The organism is Pedobacter nyackensis, from assembly GCF_032678475.1.
GTDB lineage: Bacteria > Bacteroidota > Bacteroidia > Sphingobacteriales > Sphingobacteriaceae > Pedobacter > Pedobacter nyackensis_A.
This window is the reverse complement of sequence record NZ_JAVTSF010000002.1, coordinates 105,182-123,939: the sequence shown is the minus strand read 5'-3', so window position 1 is coordinate 123,939 and position 18,758 is coordinate 105,182. Positions and strand designations below refer to the sequence as shown.

Annotated in this window: 16 protein-coding genes and 5 tRNA genes; 20 read left to right on the top strand and 1 reads right to left on the bottom strand. The window is 38.6% G+C overall.

Annotated elements, in window-relative coordinates; translation table 11 throughout:
* Positions 1 to 201 precede the first annotated feature (201 nt).
* The 3 genes from R2Q84_RS08160 (at position 202) to R2Q84_RS08150 (ending at position 3,023) form a co-directional block, all read left to right on the top strand.
* Positions 202 to 1,104 carry a ComEA family DNA-binding protein gene (locus tag R2Q84_RS08160; RefSeq protein ID WP_316816049.1) on the top strand — a complete coding sequence of 301 codons (903 nt, stop codon included), beginning with the start codon at positions 202 to 204 and terminating at the stop codon, positions 1,102 to 1,104.
* 2 nt (positions 1,105 to 1,106) lie between these two features.
* Complete coding sequence (locus tag R2Q84_RS08155) at positions 1,107 to 1,634, top strand: adenine phosphoribosyltransferase (protein ID WP_316816048.1); 528 nt, start codon at positions 1,107 to 1,109, stop codon at positions 1,632 to 1,634.
* Between the two features lie 216 nt (positions 1,635 to 1,850).
* A complete protein-coding gene (locus R2Q84_RS08150; RefSeq protein ID WP_316816047.1) occupies positions 1,851 to 3,023 on the top strand; it encodes an acyl-CoA dehydrogenase in 1,173 nt (390 codons plus the stop codon).
* Between the two features lie 101 nt (positions 3,024 to 3,124).
* On the opposite strand, the gene R2Q84_RS08145 is transcribed toward R2Q84_RS08150, so the two are convergent.
* A complete protein-coding gene (locus tag R2Q84_RS08145) occupies positions 3,125 to 3,496 on the bottom strand; it encodes a hypothetical protein (RefSeq protein WP_316816046.1) in 372 nt (123 codons plus the stop codon).
* A gap of 142 nt (positions 3,497 to 3,638) precedes the next feature.
* On the opposite strand from R2Q84_RS08145, the gene rpsU reads away from it, so the two are divergent.
* The 17 genes from rpsU to rpoC all read left to right on the top strand — a co-directional run bounded on the left by rpsU (position 3,639) and on the right by rpoC (position 18,690).
* Complete coding sequence (gene rpsU / locus R2Q84_RS08140; RefSeq protein ID WP_012781007.1) at positions 3,639 to 3,833, top strand: 30S ribosomal protein S21; 195 nt, start codon at positions 3,639 to 3,641, stop codon at positions 3,831 to 3,833.
* A 128-nt stretch (positions 3,834 to 3,961) separates the two neighbouring features.
* A complete protein-coding gene (locus tag R2Q84_RS08135) occupies positions 3,962 to 4,846 on the top strand; it encodes a tyrosine-type recombinase/integrase (protein WP_316816045.1) in 885 nt (294 codons plus the stop codon).
* Positions 4,847 to 4,860: 14 nt separating this feature from the next.
* Positions 4,861 to 5,208 (top strand): ribosome hibernation-promoting factor, HPF/YfiA family, encoded by a 348-nt coding sequence (hpf, locus tag R2Q84_RS08130; protein WP_316816044.1) that lies wholly within the window; start codon positions 4,861 to 4,863, stop codon positions 5,206 to 5,208.
* Positions 5,209 to 5,414: 206 nt separating this feature from the next.
* Positions 5,415 to 5,487, top strand: a tRNA-Thr gene (locus R2Q84_RS08125).
* Positions 5,488 to 5,524: 37 nt separating this feature from the next.
* A tRNA-Tyr gene (locus tag R2Q84_RS08120) sits at positions 5,525 to 5,607 on the top strand.
* Positions 5,608 to 5,619: 12 nt separating this feature from the next.
* Positions 5,620 to 5,692: transfer RNA gene (locus tag R2Q84_RS08115), tRNA-Gly, on the top strand.
* Positions 5,693 to 5,781: 89 nt separating this feature from the next.
* Positions 5,782 to 5,853, top strand: a tRNA-Thr gene (locus tag R2Q84_RS08110).
* Positions 5,854 to 5,972: 119 nt separating this feature from the next.
* Positions 5,973 to 7,160 carry an elongation factor Tu gene (gene tuf, locus R2Q84_RS08105; protein WP_316816043.1) on the top strand — a complete coding sequence of 396 codons (1,188 nt, stop codon included), beginning with the start codon at positions 5,973 to 5,975 and terminating at the stop codon, positions 7,158 to 7,160.
* 110 nt (positions 7,161 to 7,270) lie between these two features.
* A tRNA-Trp gene (locus R2Q84_RS08100) sits at positions 7,271 to 7,341 on the top strand.
* Positions 7,342 to 7,354: 13 nt separating this feature from the next.
* A complete protein-coding gene (secE, locus tag R2Q84_RS08095) occupies positions 7,355 to 7,552 on the top strand; it encodes a preprotein translocase subunit SecE (protein ID WP_316816042.1) in 198 nt (65 codons plus the stop codon).
* 9 nt (positions 7,553 to 7,561) lie between these two features.
* The gene (gene nusG / locus R2Q84_RS08090; protein ID WP_316816041.1) at positions 7,562 to 8,104 is read left to right on the top strand and encodes a transcription termination/antitermination protein NusG; all 543 of its coding nucleotides are present in this window, start codon (positions 7,562 to 7,564) and stop codon (positions 8,102 to 8,104) included.
* Between the two features lie 141 nt (positions 8,105 to 8,245).
* Complete coding sequence (rplK, locus tag R2Q84_RS08085) at positions 8,246 to 8,689, top strand: 50S ribosomal protein L11 (RefSeq protein ID WP_073232496.1); 444 nt, start codon at positions 8,246 to 8,248, stop codon at positions 8,687 to 8,689.
* A 23-nt stretch (positions 8,690 to 8,712) separates the two neighbouring features.
* Positions 8,713 to 9,411, top strand: a complete 699-nt coding sequence (gene rplA / locus R2Q84_RS08080; RefSeq protein WP_012781013.1) for a 50S ribosomal protein L1 — start codon at positions 8,713 to 8,715, stop codon at positions 9,409 to 9,411.
* A 2-nt stretch (positions 9,412 to 9,413) separates the two neighbouring features.
* Entirely contained in the window at positions 9,414 to 9,935 is a 522-nt protein-coding gene (rplJ, locus tag R2Q84_RS08075) for a 50S ribosomal protein L10 (RefSeq protein WP_068891706.1), read from the top strand.
* 63 nt (positions 9,936 to 9,998) lie between these two features.
* Entirely contained in the window at positions 9,999 to 10,373 is a 375-nt protein-coding gene (gene rplL, locus R2Q84_RS08070) for a 50S ribosomal protein L7/L12 (protein WP_121273945.1), read from the top strand.
* Between the two features lie 153 nt (positions 10,374 to 10,526).
* A complete protein-coding gene (rpoB, locus tag R2Q84_RS08065; RefSeq protein ID WP_316816040.1) occupies positions 10,527 to 14,330 on the top strand; it encodes a DNA-directed RNA polymerase subunit beta in 3,804 nt (1,267 codons plus the stop codon).
* 73 nt (positions 14,331 to 14,403) lie between these two features.
* Positions 14,404 to 18,690: a DNA-directed RNA polymerase subunit beta' gene (gene rpoC / locus R2Q84_RS08060; protein ID WP_316816039.1), complete on the top strand. Its 4,287-nt coding sequence runs from the start codon at positions 14,404 to 14,406 to the stop codon at positions 18,688 to 18,690.
* The last annotated feature ends 68 nt before the right edge of the window (positions 18,691 to 18,758 follow it).

Below are 18,758 nucleotides of genomic sequence, written 5' to 3'. Positions count from 1 at the left end.
CTTTACCCCAGGGGTAAAGCAATGGTAAGTCAAGGGTATGTCAACGGTAGATCAACCCTGTATTTTATTAGTCGTTTATGAGTAACTTGTATAAAATATTCCAAAGTGTGTGTCTTGTGTGTCTTGTCGAGATATTACTTGACCGCTGCGTTAATCCCCATGTTTTGTGGATGATTTGAAAGTTGCTGATTAAATTAGCTGATGAAGAAGTGGTTGGATACCTATTTTGGCTTTAGCCAGAGGGAATTTAATGGTTTGATGACTTTAGTTGCCCTCATTGGACTGACAATGCTCTTACCTTATGTATATAGTTTAATTAAGGAAGAAGAACCGGTTACCGAAGCCGAACAACAGGCTGTTTTGAAGCTGGCGTTATTGGAACAGCAGAAAATTTTGTTAAAAGGAAGGGATAAGCTACATTTTAAACATCGTGATAAGCGTAATACGCAACTTTTTATGTTTGATCCGAATACGAATCGCCAGGAGGATTGGGAAAAACTTGGATTATCAGTAAAACAGGCATCGGCCATATTAAACTATACTGCCAGAGGCGGTAGGTTTAATAAAGTAGAGGATTTGAAGAAAATGTATACTATAAGCGAAGCAACATATCGCAGATTGGTTCCTTATGTTAAGATTGCACCTATAAATACCGCTGAGTCTCAGCCAAAGGTATATATCAAACAACAATATGAAAGTAGGGTAGTAGTTAAAATAGAAATTAACAATGCAGATACAACAGAACTGGATAAAATAAAGGGGATCGGAATGACCTTCGCAAACAGGATCGTAAAATACAGAGACCGCATCGGAGGGTTTTATAAAAAAGAACAGTTGATGGAAGTATTTGGGCTTGATTCGGTAAAGTATAATGAAATTAAAGATCAGATTTTGGTGGATGCCTCAAGGCTTAAAAGGATAAATGTCAATACAGCCCGTTTTGAAGACTTTAAAAATCATCCTTATATTAGATATAAACAAGTAAATGCATTGATCGCTTATAGAAAACAGCATGGAAATTATGGTAATATTGCAGACTTAAATAAAGTAGCTATTTTAGACCAGGAAACGATTAACCGTTTGGCGGCTTATCTTGAATTTTAACCATGATTGAATCAAAAATAAAATTAACTGTACGCGACGTACATGATTTCCCGAAGCCGGGGATTGTTTTTAAAGACATTACCCCGATATTAAAAGATCCTGCATTATGCGTGCAAATAACCAAAGCACTTGCCGAACAGTTGATTGGGGTGGATATTGATGTAGTAGCAGGAATTGAAAGTCGTGGATTTTTGTTCGGCCCGCAGTTAGCAGAGTTGTTGAATGTTCCATTTGTACCGATTAGAAAAGCTGGGAAACTGCCTTATAAAACGGTAAAACAATCATACGATCTCGAATACGGATCAGCAACGATAGAAGTACATGAGGATGCACTGAGTCCGGGACAAAGGGTTTTGATTCATGATGATTTATTAGCTACCGGAGGGACCGTTGTTGCGGCCTCTGAACTGGTTATGCAATTGGGTGCAAAAGTGGCAGGATATTCTTTCATTATTGGTCTTGATTTTTTAAACGGCCGGTTAAGATTGGCACCATATAGCAATAAAATATTTTCTCTGGCATCTTATTAAATCGTGTCCAGTTCGCTTATTTTTTAGTTTTTGAACTCGTTCCACCATTTTTTTTGAAAAAAAATAAAAAAACTTTTAAGCCTGTTTTATTTTCCCTAAAATGAAAGGGTAGGGTTAATGAACTAAATACCGTTTCGTTCTATCTTTTTGCTGGTTTTTAACTTGGGGCGCTGTGATTTTATTTGATTATCATTGCCCAAATTCAAACAATAAAATATGTTAGAAACGATGGATAATTCTGTAGGATACAATTTTAGTATTTCAGAAAATCAGGAGATGATCAGGAGAATGGTAAAAGATTTTGCCGAGAAAAATATAAAGCCGAATTTGATGGAATGGGACGAGGCACAATATTTTCCGATTGAAGTTTTTAAACAATTGGGCGAACTGGGCTTAATGGGCGTATTGGTTCCTGAAGTCTATGGCGGTTCCGGTTTTGGTTACCAGGAATATGTAGATGTGATTGTAGAGGTAGCAAAAGTTTGTGGTTCTATTGGTTTATCATTAGCTGCACATAATTCTTTGTGTACAGGACATATCCTTGCTTTTGGTAATGAGGAGCAAAAGCAAAAATGGTTGCCTAAGTTAGCTACAGCTGAATGGATAGGTGCCTGGGGGTTAACTGAAGCCAATACCGGATCAGATGCTTTAAGAATGATGACAACTGCTGTTCTTGATGGAGACGAATATGTGATTAATGGAGCAAAAAACTGGATTACCCATGGTAAAACAGGTGATGTGGCCGTTGTGATGGTTCGTACAGGCGAAAAAGGTGACGCAAAAGGTATTTCTGCAATTGTTGTAGAACGCGGTACTCCAGGTTTTTCGGCAGGTAAAAAAGAGAATAAACTAGGTATGAGGGCTTCGGAAACAACGGAAATGATCTTCGACAATTGTCGTGTTCCTGCAGCCAACCTTTTAGGGAAAGTGGGGGAAGGATTTAAACAGGCAATGAAAGTACTGGATGGCGGACGGATTTCAATTGCTGCTTTGGCGCTTGGAATTGCTAAAGGTGCTTACGAAGCGTCTGTAGCTTACGCCAAAGAACGCCATCAGTTTGGACAGCCTATCGCAAGTTTTCAGGGTATTAGTTTTAAACTAGCGGATATGGCCACAGAGATTGAAGCGGCTGAACTGTTGATCAGACAAGCGGCTGATTTGAAGAACCGCGGCTTACCTATGACTAAAGAATCGGCCATGGCTAAGTATTTTGCTTCAGAAGTTTCTGTAAAGTGTGCTACTGAGGCTGTACAGATTTTTGGTGGCTATGGCTACACCAAAGATTTTCCGGTGGAGAAATTCTATCGCGACAGTAAATTGTGTACAATAGGAGAGGGGACATCAGAAATACAAAAAATAGTAATAGCAAGAGAAGTGCTTAAAGCTTAGTGCTTCTTGTTAAGACGAATATTCTAACCAAATATCTATATTAAAACTAGTAAATCCGGCGTATTGAGCAATACCCGGATTTATTTTATGTAAAGGCGGACTTATTTTATAGATATAATGCTGTCTACAACAAATGCACTATAGCCCCGCCATGGTAGGCTGTTTACATACTCTTTATAATGTAGTTCAAAGGTTTTTCCGCTATTAACCATCATTTTCTCAGCAATGTCTTTGTCGCTTACGGAGAACTCAAATTCATTAGATTGTATAGCTCCGGGCTGTCCGGTGCGGAAGCCTGTCTGAATCAGTTTGCCTTCATAGGTTTTAAACAGGTAGCCTTTTTTAACTACATAGTTAAGTTGCCCTGCTTTAACACCCTCACCAAATACAAAATAATAACGGTAATAAAAAAAGCCCCCAAGAATAAGCATAACGATTCCAAGGCTGATGAAAAGTGTTTTTTTAGATTTCATAGTTAAGGTATTGATCATTAAATATAGCTAAATATGTGGAGGCATTGTAGGCCAATAATTAAATTTAATATATTCTTTTGATTATCAAATGAAAGCCCTATCTTTGCAGTCCTAAAAACAACGAGAGGAGGTATTTTACGTTATGATTATCATTAATATTAAAGACGGCGAATCATTAGATAAGGCGTTAAAACGTTTCAAAAAGAAATTTGAAAAAACTGGAGTGTTAAGAGAATTGCGTAGCCGCCAAGCTTATGAGAAAAAATCTGTAGCTCGTCGTACACAAGTTAAACACGCTATTTATAAGCAGAACATGCAACTTGAAGGAACAATCTAGTTCTTAAAGTTTAATATAAAATTAAAACGTCATCGATTATTCGGTGGCGTTTTTTTTTGTCTTAAAAAAGACAATATTGCCGGGAATGTTTTGTATATTCACTTTAACGAGCAATACAACTAATTCCTATGATGGTTGAGCAATTTTTAACCTATTTACAACACGAGAAGAGATATTCTTCACATACCATTCAGTCTTACGGAACAGATCTGCTTCAATTTGGTGATTTTATGTTAAAAACATTTGAATTGCCCCTGACGGAAGTAAAGTATGTGCATGTGAGAGATTTCATGGTGTATTTGATGGACCAGGAAGTTTCTGCGAGTTCAGTTGGAAGGAAGTTATCTACCTTGCGTAGCTTTTATAAGTTCCTGCTACGTGAAAATGTGTTGCTTGTAAATCCTATGCGTTTGGTGAAAGCGCCCAGGGTTCCTAAAAAACTTCCTGTTTTTGTAGATGATGCCAAACTTGATCTTTTACTCGATTCTGAAGAGATTTTTGACAGTAGTTTCCCTTCGGTACGGGATAGGTTGATTATTGAGACTTTGTTCGGGACTGGAATCCGTTTAGCTGAATTGTTAGCATTGAAAGATACAGATGTCAATTTCTATGATTCGACAATACGTGTATTGGGGAAAAGAAATAAAGAACGCATTATTCCGATAGGTAAAATATTAAGTGATCAGCTGAAAGCTTATATTGCATTAAAAACATTACAAAATTTTGATAACAAAACGCAGGGCTTAATCGTTACTAATAAAGGAGCGGAAGCCTATCCGGAATTTATTAGACGAATAGTACAACATTATTTGACATATATCTCAACACAAGATAAAAAGAGTCCGCATGTGTTGCGTCATTCATATGCTACTAGTTTGTTGAACAGGGGAGCAGATCTGAATGCTATTAAAGAGTTATTGGGGCATGCAAGTTTGGCTGCTACCCAGGTTTACACGCATAATTCAGTTGAAAGATTAAAAACAATATATAAACAGGCCCATCCAAAGGCGTAAAAAAGGAGGAAAATATGAAAATTACAGTTCAATCGATCCATTTCAATGCAGACCAGAAGTTGTTAGATTTTATTCAGAGGAAAGTGGATAAACTGGATCAGTTTTTTGATCAGATCATTAGTGGCGAGGTATACCTTAAATTAGAAAACGTAGATGATGAGGCAAATAAGATCAGTGAAGTTAAACTGATCGTACCCGGGGGTACAATGTTTGCAAAAGAACAATGTAAATCCTTTGAAGAGGCGACAGATTTGGCGATAGAATCCTTAAGAAAGCAAATTACTAAACATAAAGATAAGACGAGAACAAAGTTAAGTGAGCACAAGGTTTTACTGAATGCGAATGAAGTGTCTGATTATTAGATATATATTTCTTAGCTTTTTAATATGAAATTGGCAGATTTACTTCTGCCAATTTTTTTTTGAAAATAATTTTGCTTCGTATAGAAATTCTTGTAGATTTGCATTCCCATTCAGAGAGGGCGTAGGCCCGGTAAGAAAAAGGAAAGTTCTGTGAAAGATTAATATTGTAGAAAACATTGCTTAAATATAAGCAATGGGATATATAAGCCTCCTTAGCTCAGCTGGTAGAGCAACTGACTTGTAATCAGTAGGTCATTGGTTCGATTCCGATAGGAGGCTCTTTTAAGATGGTGTAGTGATATGCTTGATTAAAAGCGGGGAGATACCAGAGTGGCCAAATGGGACAGACTGTAACTCTGTTGTCGCAAGACTTCGAAGGTTCGAATCCTTCTCTCCCCACAATAAAAAAAAGCGGAAGTAGCTCAGTTGGTAGAGCGATAGCCTTCCAAGCTATAGGTCGCGAGTTCGAACCTCGTCTTCCGCTCAATTGGAAAAAAAAAGAAGCTGGGCAGTCTGCAGGCAGTTAAGATTAACCAGGTAACTGGTTAGACAGAAAGCAGGCTAAGATTAAAAGCCGAAGTAGCTCAGCGGTAGAGCACTTCCTTGGTAAGGAAGAGGTCGTGGGTTCAAGTCCCATCTTTGGCTCAAAAAAGAGATGCTTTGTGAATCTGTGATAGAAAGCAGTTGAGCAAGGTTTTTCGTGTTGAAATAGTATCAAAACAAATAATAAATAAAAAAGTTAACCTACTAATAAGTATAAAAACATGGCAAAAGAAAAGTTTGACCGCAGCAAGCCGCACTTAAACATCGGCACAATCGGTCACGTTGACCACGGTAAAACAACCTTAACAGCAGCTATCACTAAAGTGTTATCTGATGCTGGTTTATCTGAGGCGCGTTCATTTGATTCTATTGACTCTGCTCCAGAGGAAAAAGAAAGAGGTATCACTATCAATACATCACACGTTGAATATTCAACAGCTAACCGTCACTATGCACACGTTGACTGTCCAGGTCACGCGGATTATGTGAAGAACATGGTTACTGGTGCTGCACAAATGGATGGAGCTATCATCGTTGTAGCTGCTACAGATGGTCCGATGCCACAAACTCGCGAGCACATTCTATTGGCTCGTCAGGTAGGTGTACCTTCATTGGTTGTATTCATGAATAAAGTGGATATGGTTGATGATCCTGAGTTATTAGAATTAGTAGAGATGGAAGTTCGTGAATTGTTATCATTCTATGAATTCCCTGGTGATGATATCCCTGTTATTCAAGGTTCAGCTCTTGGTGGTTTGAACGGAGATCCGAAATGGGTAGGTAAAATCATGGAATTAATGGATGCTGTAGATAACTACGTACCAATCCCTCCACGTTTAACTGACCTTCCATTCTTGATGCCTGTTGAGGACGTATTCTCGATCACTGGTCGTGGTACTGTTGCAACTGGTCGTATCGAGCGTGGTGTAATCAACTCAGGTGATCCTGTTGAGATCTTGGGTATGGGTGCAGAAAATCTTAAATCAACTGTAACAGGTGTTGAGATGTTCCGTAAGATCCTTGATTATGGTGAAGCTGGTGATAACGTAGGTTTATTGTTACGTGGTATTGAGAAAACTGATATCCGTCGTGGTATGGTTATCTGTAAACCAGGTTCTGTAACTCCTCACACTGATTTCAAAGCTGAGATCTATGTATTGTCAAAAGCTGAAGGTGGACGTCACACTCCATTCTTTAACAAATACCGTCCACAATTCTATTTCCGTACCACAGACGTAACTGGTGAGATCTCACTAGCTGAAGGAACTGAAATGGTTATGCCAGGTGATAACGTGACGATCTCTGTTAAATTGATCAACGCAATCGCAATGGAAAAAGGTCTACGTTTCGCTATCCGTGAAGGTGGTAGAACAGTAGGTGCTGGTCAGGTAACTGAAATTGTAAAATAGTCAATATCTCCTTAGGGAAATATAGATAAATAAAGCAAAGTACTTAGGCTTTATCCGCCTGAGTACTTTGTTCTAAAAGATGCCAATTCTTAGATAAGAATTAAAAATACACGGGAATAGTTCAACGGTAGAATAGAGGTCTCCAAAACCTTTGATCAGGGTTCGAATCCTTGTTCCCGTGCAAAAAGATAATTATGGCTAAAGTAGTTCAATTTATTAAAGAATCATACGAGGAAATGACCCATAAGGTTACCTGGCCTACATGGGGCGAGTTGCAAAACTCGGCAGTGTTGGTTTTGATAGCTTCATTAATCATTGCATGTGTAATATTTGCTATGGATAAGGGATCTACTTTTGTGTTGGATACTTTTTATAAATCACTTTCTAATTAATAGAGCTAGATGGACGGTCAGTTGAAATGGTATGTAGTTAGAGCTGTTAGCGGTAAAGAAAAGAAGGTAAAACAGTATATCGATTCAGAAATTAGTCGTTTAGGTTTTTCTCATCTGGTACCTCAGGTATTGATACCAATGGAGAAATACTATCAGATGAAGGATGGTAAGAAGATTGCAAAAGAACGCAATTATTATCCTGGTTATGTTTTGATCGAAGCGACTTTAGATGGAGAATTAGAGCACATTATTAAGAATATTAATAGTGTGATTGGTTTTTTAGGAGATAAAGGCGGAAATCCAGTACCTATGCGTCAGGCAGAGGTTAATCGTATTTTAGGTAAAGTTGATGAGATGAGCCAGCAAGGCGAAACCATGAACGTAGCTTATTATGTAGGCGAGAACGTTAAAGTTATGGATGGACCATTTAATGGTTTCACCGGCGTTATTGAAGAGGTTAACGAAGAGAAAAAGAAACTAAAAGTTATGGTTAAGATTTTCGGAAGAAAAACTCCATTGGAGCTTAACTATATGCAGGTTGAAAAAGAATAAAAAAGTTAAGTGTTACGAGTTTTGAGTTACCAGTCCAGAGCTGTAACTCAAAACTTGCAACTTCGAACTATATAAAGATCTTAAATGTTACTTGCTTCCAACATTATAACATTGAGTATTACAAATTAACAAAAACAGAAAATGGCAAAAGAAGTCAGTGCACTTGTTAAGTTACAGATCAAGGGTGGAGCTGCAAATCCATCGCCACCAGTAGGACCTGCGTTAGGTGCTAAGGGGGTGAATATAATGGAATTTTGCAAGCAATTCAATGCTCGTACCCAAGATAAGCCCGGTAAAGTACTACCAGTTGTAATTACTGTTTATGCTGACAAGTCTTTCGAATTTATCATCAAAACCCCTCCGGTTGCTATCCAGTTAAAGGATGCTACTAAATTAACGAGTGGTTCTGCTGAGCCCAACCGTAAGAAAGTTGGTTCGGTGACTTGGGATCAGGTTAAGTCAATTGCTGAAGATAAAATGACTGATTTAAATGCATTTACTATCGAATCGGCAATGAGTATGGTTGCCGGTACAGCACGCAGTATGGGAATCACCGTTAGCGGTGATGCACCTTGGACAAATTAATTAACAAAAAACAGTTTACAACAGTGGCTAAATTAACAAAAAATCAAAAAAAGGCACATGCTAAACTAGAATCTGGTAAAACGTATTCTTTAAAGGATGCGGCTGCTTTGGTAAAAGAGATTACTACAACTAAATTTGATGCATCGGTTGATATCGATGTAGCTTTAGGCGTAGATCCACGTAAAGCCAATCAAATGGTACGTGGTATTGCTACTTTACCACACGGTACAGGTAAAACTGTACGTGTATTAGTTCTTTGTACTCCTGATAAGGAAGAAGAGGCTAAAGCGGCAGGTGCAGATTTTGTAGGTTTGGATGAATATGTAGCCAAGATTGAAGGTGGATGGACTGATGTTGACATTATTATCACTACTCCTGCTTGTATGGCAAAAGTAGGTAAACTGGGCCGCGTTTTAGGTCCACGTAACCTTATGCCAAACCCTAAGTCAGGTACTGTAACTAACGAAGTTGGTAAAGCAGTTACTGATGTAAAAGGCGGTAAGATTGATTTTAAAGTTGACAAAAGTGGTATTATACACGCTTCAGTAGGAAAAGTATCATTCCCAGCAGAAAAAATATATGAAAATGCTTTAGAAGTTCTTCAAGTAATTTCTAAGTTAAAACCATCTGCTGCAAAAGGAACTTATTTTAAGAGCATTCATGTTTCTTCAACTATGAGTCCTGGAATTGCAATCGAAACTAAATCAGTAGCGGGGATCTAATTATGAACAGAGAAGAAAAACACGAAGTCGTTTCGGCTCTTCAAGTGAAGATGCAGGAATTCGGTAATTTTTACATTGCCGATACATCAAGCTTATCTGTTGAGAAAATAAACAGTATCCGTCGTAAATGTTTCGAAAGCGGGATTGAAATGCAGGTTGCTAAAAATACTTTAATCAGAAAAGCGATTGAAGGATTAGAAGGCGATGCATCAGAAATCTTTGTTGCGCTTAAAGGCCAGTCAGCATTATTATTCTCAACAGTAGGTAACGGTCCAGCTAAGCTGATCAAAGCCTTGAGAAAAGGATCTGATAAACCTCAGCTTAAAGCTGCATATATCGATTCAACAGTATTTATTGGTGATAACCAATTAGATACTTTAGTGAGCTTGAAATCAAGAGAAGAGCTTATTGGAGATATCATTGGATTATTACAATCACCAGCTAAAAACGTTATTTCGGCATTACAGTCTGGCGGTAACAAAATTGCAGGAATTGTTAAAACTCTTCAAGAGAGAGAAGGTTAAGAACACCTTAATAAGTTCATATTAAATAATTATTATTACGTAAATTTTTAAAAATCTATAAAAATGGCAGATTTAAAAGCGTTTGCTGAGCAATTGGTAAACTTAACAGTTAAAGAAGTTAACGAATTAGCTCAAATCTTAAAAGATGAGTATGGTATTGAACCAGCTGCTGCTGCAGTTGCTGTTGCAGTTGGTGGCGGTGACGCTGCTCCTGCTGCTGAAGAGAAATCTACTTTTGATGTTATATTAAAAGAAGCTGGTGGTCAGAAATTAGCAGTTGTTAAATTGGTTAAAGACTTAACTGGTTTAGGTTTGAAAGAAGCTAAAGACTTAGTTGACGGTGCACCAAAAGAATTAAAAGCTGGTGTTGCTAAAGACGAAGCAGAAGCTTTGAAAAAACAATTAGAAGAAGCTGGAGCAGTAGTTGAAATTAAGTAATAACTTAATTTTAATATAAATTCAACATAGACTCCGACTGTATAGTCGGAGTCTATACCTGTTTATAAACATTTCATTTAGTTTGGTTGATGAAATTGTTTAACGGCAAACCAAACAAATAGTTTATTCTTAAACTAAATTAACTTTAGTCCATTGGCAAATAAAGTCGACCAAAGAGTAAATTTTGCACGTAGTAAGCATATCATAGATTACCCGGATTTTCTAGATGTGCAGTTGCAATCATTCAGAGAATTTTTTCAGATCGAAACTACTTCGGATAACCGTCATACAGAAGGTTTATTTAAAGTGTTTGCTGAGAATTTCCCAATCACAGATTCGAGAAACATTTTTGTTTTAGAATTCCTGGATTATTTTATTGACCCACCACGTTATGATATACCTGAGTGTATCGACCGTGGGTTAACTTATAGTGTTCCATTGAAAGCTAAATTAAAGCTTTCGTGTAATGATGCTGAACACGAAGATTTTGAAACCATCATTCAAGATGTGTATTTAGGAACCATACCTTATATGACTCCTAAAGGTACGTTTGTGATTAACGGTGCAGAACGTGTTATTGTATCACAATTACACAGATCTCCAGGTGTGTTCTTCGGCCAAAGCCGTCACACGAATGGAACTAAATTATATTCTGCTCGTGTAATTCCTTTCAAAGGTTCCTGGATCGAGTTTGCTACAGACGTAAATAACGTAATGTATGCTTATATCGACCGTAAGAAAAAGTTCCCTGTTACCACGTTGTTACGTGCTATCGGTTACGATTCTGATAAGGACATCCTTGAGTTGTTTGATCTTGCTGATGAGGTTAAGGTTAGCAAGTCAGGTTTAAAGAAATACATCGGCCGTAAACTTGCTGCAAGAGTATTGAGGAAGTGGGTTGAGGATTTTGTGGATGAAGATACTGGTGAGGTAGTTTCTATCGATCGTAATGAAGTGATCCTGGACAGGGACACTGTTTTAGAAGATGACCATATTGATATGATTATTGACGCTGGTGTTAAAACGATCATTTTATCTAAAGATGATGGTGCAAGCCAGGCTGATTATACCATTATATATAATACTTTACAAAAGGATACTTCTAACTCTGAAAAAGAGGCTGTTGAAAACATCTATCGTGCTTTGCGTAACGCAGAACCACCTGATGAGGAAACTGCAAGAGGTATTATCGAGCGTTTGTTCTTCTCGGATAAACGTTACGACTTAGGTGATGTGGGTAGATACCGTATCAACCGTAAGTTGAAAATGGATACTCCTGATCATGTAAAGGTTTTAACAAAAGCAGATATTATTGCTATTGTTAAATATTTGATTAAACTGATCAACTCTAAAGAAGAGGTGGATGATATTGATCACTTATCGAATCGTCGTGTTCGTACTGTAGGTGAGCAATTATACGCTCAATTTGGTGTTGGTTTAGCACGTATGGCCCGTACCATCCGTGAGCGTATGAACATTCGTGACAACGAGGTGTTTACACCAACTGATTTGATCAATGCCCGTACTTTATCGTCGGTTATTAATTCATTCTTTGGTACAAACCAGTTATCGCAGTTCATGGATCAAACGAATCCTCTGGCGGAGATTACGCACAAGCGTCGTCTGTCAGCCTTAGGCCCAGGTGGTCTGTCACGTGAGCGTGCAGGTTTCGAGGTTCGTGACGTTCACTATACGCACTACGGTCGTTTGTGTACTATTGAAACTCCGGAGGGACCAAACATTGGTTTGATTTCGTCTCTTTGCGTTCATGCGAAGATCAATAACTTAGGTTTCATTGAAACTCCATATAAAAAAGTTGAGAATGGTATTGTTGCTGTTGACGAGCCGGTTATCTATTTATCTGCTGAAGATGAAGATGGTAAAACGATCGCACAGGCAAATGCTGCTTATGACGATAAAGGTAACTTCACTACTCCACGTGTAAAAGCACGTTATGAGGGTGACTTCCCGGTTATTGAGCCTGAGAAATTAGACTTAATGGACGTGGCGCCTAATCAGATTACATCAATCGCTGCATCGTTGATTCCTTTCCTTGAGCATGATGATGCGAACAGGGCTTTGATGGGATCGAACATGCAACGTCAGGCCGTACCTTTGTTACGCCCTGAGGCACCAATCGTTGGTACAGGTTTGGAAGGTCGCGTAGCCCGCGATTCAAGAACGTTGATCAATGCTGAAGGTGATGGTGTTGTTGAATATGTTGATGCAAATGAAATCACTATTAAATATGTTAGAAACGACAGCGATCGTTTAGTTTCTTTCGAAGGTGATAGCAAAACTTATAAATTAATCAAATTCAAGAAAACCAACCAGAATACTTGTATCAACTTGAAACCAATCGTTCAGAAAGGTCAGAAAGTTGTTAAAGGACAAGTACTTTGCGAAGGTTATGCTACTGAAAATGGTGAGCTGGCATTAGGAAGAAACTTAAAAGTTGCTTTCATGCCTTGGCAAGGATATAACTTTGAGGATGCGATTGTTATCAACGAACGTATTGTTCGTGAAGATATCTTTACTTCATTACACATTGAGGAGTTTGAATTGGAAGTACGTGATACAAAACGCGGGGAAGAGGAATTAACACCGGATATCCCTAACGTTTCTGAGGAAGCTACTAAAGATTTAGATGAGAACGGTATTATCCGTATCGGTGCTGAAGTTAAAGAAGGCGATATCCTTATTGGTAAGATCACTCCTAAAGGAGAATCAGATCCTTCACCAGAAGAGAAATTACTACGTGCGATATTTGGAGATAAAGCAGGAGATGTAAAAGATGCATCTTTGAAAACTCCTCCATCTATCAGAGGTGTGGTAATTGATACTAAATTGTTCTCAAGGGCTAAGAAAACTACTAAAGCGGAAGAAAAATCTGCGATAGAAAAACTAGATAAGAAATATGATCTGGCCGTTTTAAATCTTAAGAATGAATTGGTTGATAAATTATTCCAGATTGTAAATGGTAAAACCTCTCAGGGTGTATACAACGTTTATAAAGAACTGTTGTTCCCTAAAGGTGCTAAGTTTACACAGAAGAGTTTATCAGATCTTGAGTATGCGCACATCAATCCATACAAATGGACTACTGATGATGACAAAAATGATCAGATCAAATTATTGCTTCATAACTACGGTATTCGTGTAAACGAAGAACTGGGTGCATACAAACGTGATAAGTTTGCCATCAGTGTTGGTGATGAACTTCCATCAGGTATTGTACAGATGGCTAAAGTTTATGTTGCTAAAAAACGTAAGTTAAAAGTAGGTGATAAGATGGCGGGTCGTCACGGTAATAAGGGTATTGTAGCCCGTATCGTACGTGATGAAGATATGCCATTCCTTGAAGACGGAAGTCCTGTTGATATCGTGTTGAACCCACTGGGTGTACCTTCGCGTATGAACTTGGGCCAGATCTATGAAACTGTATTGGCATGGGCCGGTAAAGAATTGGGTGTTAAATTTGCAACTCCGATTTTTGATGGTGCTAAACATGACGAGGTAGAAGAATGGATCGCTAAAGCTGGTGTTCCTGCTTCGGGTAGAACCTACTTACATAATGGTTTAACGGGTGAGAAATTTGACCAGCCAACAACTGTAGGTATTATCTATATGTTGAAATTAGGACACATGGTTGATGATAAGATGCACGCCCGTTCAATCGGACCATACTCATTAATTACACAACAGCCATTGGGTGGTAAAGCCCAGTTCGGTGGTCAGCGTTTTGGTGAGATGGAGGTTTGGGCATTGGAGGCATTTGGTGCTGCCAATATCCTGCAGGAGATATTAACTGTTAAGTCAGATGATGTGATCGGTAGGGCCAAAACTTATGAGGCGATTGTAAAAGGCGAGAACCTTCCTACTCCTGGTGTACCTGAATCGTTTAACGTATTGGTACATGAGTTACGTGGATTAGGTTTAGATATTACGTTAGACTAATGTTGAAAGTTATTTTGTTGGGGTGCTAAGCATCCCAACTTTTTAAATTTTTCAACTTTCAAACAAAAGAGCTATGTCTTACAAAAAGGATAATAAATTAAAAAGCAATTTCACCTCGATTACCATTAGCTTGGCATCGCCGGAGGCTATTTTAGAGCGTTCAAGTGGTGAGGTGTTAAAACCTGAGACTATCAATTACCGTACTTACAAACCCGAGCGTGATGGTTTGTTTTGTGAGCGTATTTTTGGTCCGGTAAAAGATTACGAATGTCATTGCGGTAAATATAAACGTATCCGTTATAAAGGTATCGTTTGTGACCGTTGTGGTGTTGAAGTAACAGAAAAGAAAGTACGTAGAGAACGTATGGGACACATCAATTTGGTGGTTCCCGTTGCGCATATCTGGTATTTCCGTTCTTTACCAAATAAAATTGGATACTTATTAGGCTTACCAACAAAAAGACTTGATCTGATCATTTACTACGAGCGTTATGTAGTAATTCAGCCAGGTTTTATGGCCGAGGAAGGTATTCAGTATATGGATTTCTTAACTGAAGAAGAATATTTAGATATTCTTGATAAGTTACCTAAAGAAAACCAATACCTGGACGATAAAGATCCTAATAAATTCATCGCCAAAATGGGTGCTGAAGCATTAGAAGATTTATTGAAACGTATTGATTTAGATACTTTATCTTATAACTTACGTCACCAGGCTGCTAACGAAACTTCACAACAACGTAAAAACGAAGCTTTAAAACGCTTACAGGTTGTTGAGGCTTTCCGTGGTTCAAGATCTCGTATTGAGAATAACCCTGAGTGGATGATCATTAAGATCGTTCCGGTTATTCCACCAGAATTACGTCCTTTAGTACCATTAGAAGGTGGTCGTTTCGCTACTTCAGATTTGAACGATTTATATCGTCGTGTGATTATCCGTAACAACCGTTTGAAGCGTTTGATCGAGATCAAAGCTCCAGAGGTGATTTTACGTAACGAGAAACGTATGTTACAGGAAGCTGTAGATTCGTTATTCGATAACTCACGTAAAGTAAATGCTGTAAAAACTGAAGGTAACCGTGCTTTGAAATCTCTTTCTGATATCTTGAAAGGTAAACAAGGTCGTTTCCGTCAGAACTTATTAGGTAAACGTGTGGATTACTCGGCACGTTCGGTAATTGTTGTAGGTCCAAACCTTAAATTACACGAGTGCGGTTTACCTAAGGATATGGCAGCTGAGCTGTTCAAACCATTTATCATCCGTAAGATGATAGAAAGAGGTATCGTTAAAACGGTAAAATCTGCAAAGAAAATTGTAGACAGGAAAGATCCATTAGTTTGGGATATTCTTGAGAACGTTTTAAAGGGACACCCTGTATTACTTAACCGTGCACCTACGTTGCACAGATTAGGTATCCAGTCGTTCCAGCCTAAATTGGTTGAGGGTAAAGCAATCCAGTTACACCCATTAGTGTGTACGGCTTTTAACGCGGATTTTGACGGTGACCAGATGGCAGTACATTTACCATTAGGGCACGCCGCAATCCTTGAAGCGCAGGTATTGATGCTTGCAGCACATAACATTCTGAACCCTGCAAACGGTACGCCTATTACAGTACCTTCTCAGGATATGGTTTTGGGTCTTTATTATATTACTAAAGGCCGTAGAACTGACGATAAACGTGTAGTTAAAGGTCAGGATTTCTCTTTCTATTCTCCGGAAGAGGTAATCATTGCTTACAATGAGAAGATGATCGATCTTCATGCATTTATTAAAGTAAAAGTAAATGTTAAATTAGAAGATGGTACAATCGTAAATAAATTGATTGAAACTACTGTTGGACGTGTATTGTTTAACCAAATGGTACCGGAAGAAGTAGGTTATATCAATGAGCTGCTTACTAAGAAATCTTTAAGGGATATCATTGGTGAGGTTGTTAAAATCACTGGTATGGCACGTGCATCAAGGTTCCTTGATGACATTAAGGAATTAGGTTTCCAAATGGCATTCCGTGGTGGTTTATCATTTAACTTACAGGATGTAAACATCCCTGTTGAGAAACAAGCTCTATTGGAGCAGGCTTCTGCAGAAGTTGATGAGGTAAGAAATAACTATAACATGGGTTTCATTACCAACAACGAGCGTTACAATCAAATTATCGATATCTGGACCCGTATCAATAACAGGTTAACATCATTCGTGATGAACCAGTTATCGAGCGATAACCAGGGTTTCAACTCAGTTTATATGATGTTGGACTCTGGAGCCCGTGGTTCGAAAGAGCAGATTCGTCAGCTGTGCGGTATGCGTGGTTTGATGGCTAAGCCTCAGAAATCAGGTTCAGGTGGTGAGATTATTGAAAACCCGATCTTATCAAACTTTAAAGAAGGACTGTCGGTATTAGAGTACTTTATCTCTACCCACGGTGCTCGTAAAGGTTTGGCGGATACGGCCTTGAAAACAGCCGATGCTGGTTACTTGACACGTCGTTTACATGATGTGGCCCAGGATATGATCGTTAATTCTGAGGATTGCGGTACATTGAGAGGTATGTATACTACTGCATTGAAAGATAACGAGGATATCGTTGAACCATTATATGACAGATTGTTAGGTCGTATATCTCTGCACGATGTATTTAATCCGTTAGATGGAAAATTACTGGTTGCTGCCGGACAGGATATTGATGAAGATATTGCTAAAGCAATTGAAGAGTCTCCGTTAGAAGGTATTGAAATTCGTTCGGTATTGACCTGCGAGAATCAAAGAGGTGTTTGTGCATTGTGTTACGGACGTAACCTTGCAACTGGTAAACGTGTTCAAAAAGGAGAGGCTGTTGGTGTAATTGCAGCACAGTCAATCGGTGAGCCGGGTACACAGTTAACGCTACGTACGTTCCACGTTGGGGGTACTGCATCGAACATCGCTGCAGAATCTCAGATCACAGCTAAATTTGATGGTGTGATCGAATTTGAAAACGTTCGTACGGTTGCTACTAAAACTGAAGAAGGTGATACGCAAATCGTATTGGGACGTTCAGGTGAGTTCAAGATTGTTGAGCCAAATACTGGTAAAGTAATCATGACCAACAATATTCCTTATGGTTCATTCTTATACGTTGAGGATGGTGCTAAAATCACTAAAGGTGATAGAATTTGTTCCTGGGATCCGTACAATGCGGTTATTATCTCGGAATTTGCCGGTAAGATTGAGTTTGAAGCGATCATTGAAGGTGTTACCTTCCGTGAAGAATCAGATGAGCAAACTGGTCACCGTGAGAAAGTAATTATCGATACACGTGATAAAACTAAGAACCCGTCAGTAAGAATCGTTGACAAGAAAGGCGAACTGATCAGAGGATATAACATCCCGGTTGGTGCCCACATTGCAATTGATGAAGGTGATATGGTTCAAACAGGTCAGATCCTGGTTAAGATACCTCGTGCAACTGGAAAAACAAGGGATATTACGGGTGGTTTACCACGTGTAACTGAACTTTTCGAAGCACGTAACCCATCTAACCCTGCTGTAGTAACAGAGATTGATGGTGTGGTAACACTAGGTGGTGTGAAACGTGGTAACCGTGAGATGACTATCGAGTCGAAAGACGGAGAAGTTAAAAAATACCTGGTTCCATTGTCTAAACACATCCTTGTACAGGATAATGACTTTGTAAAAGCTGGTATGCCTTTATCAGATGGTTCAATCTCTCCTGCAGACATCCTGGCTATTAAAGGGCCTGCTGCTGTACAAGAGTACTTAGTAAATGGTATCCAAGAGGTTTACCGTTTACAAGGTGTGAAAATCAACGATAAACACTTTGAGGTTATCGTTCACCAGATGATGCAGAAGGTTCACATTGAAGATCCGGGAGATACTACTTTCTTAGAGAATAACTCTGCAGATCGTTGGGACTTCATGATTGAAAATGATGAGATCTATGACAAAAAAGTTGTAGTTGAAGCTGGTGATTCAAATACTGTTAAGCCTGGTCAGATCATTTCATTACGTAAATTAAGAGATGAAAATTCTCAATTGAAACGTAAAGATTTGAAACAAATAGAGGTTCGTGATGCAAGACCTGCAACTGCGAGTTCTATGCTGCAAGGTATTACACGTGCTTCATTGGGAACGAAATCGTTCATCTCGGCGGCATCGTTCCAGGAAACTACAAAAGTGTTAAACGAAGCCGCAATTGCCGGTAAACGTGATAACATGCTTGGATTGAAAGAAAACGTAATTGTTGGACACTTAATCCCTTCAGGTACTGGTGTACGTGGATACGAGCGTATCATTGTAGGTTCTCAGGAAGAATACGATAAATTATTAGCTTCGAAACAAGAAGAAGTAGATGCTTAATATTTAAATACATTTTTCTAAAAATCCCCCTTCTTTTCAGTTGGGGGATTTTTTTTGCCTTATCAATA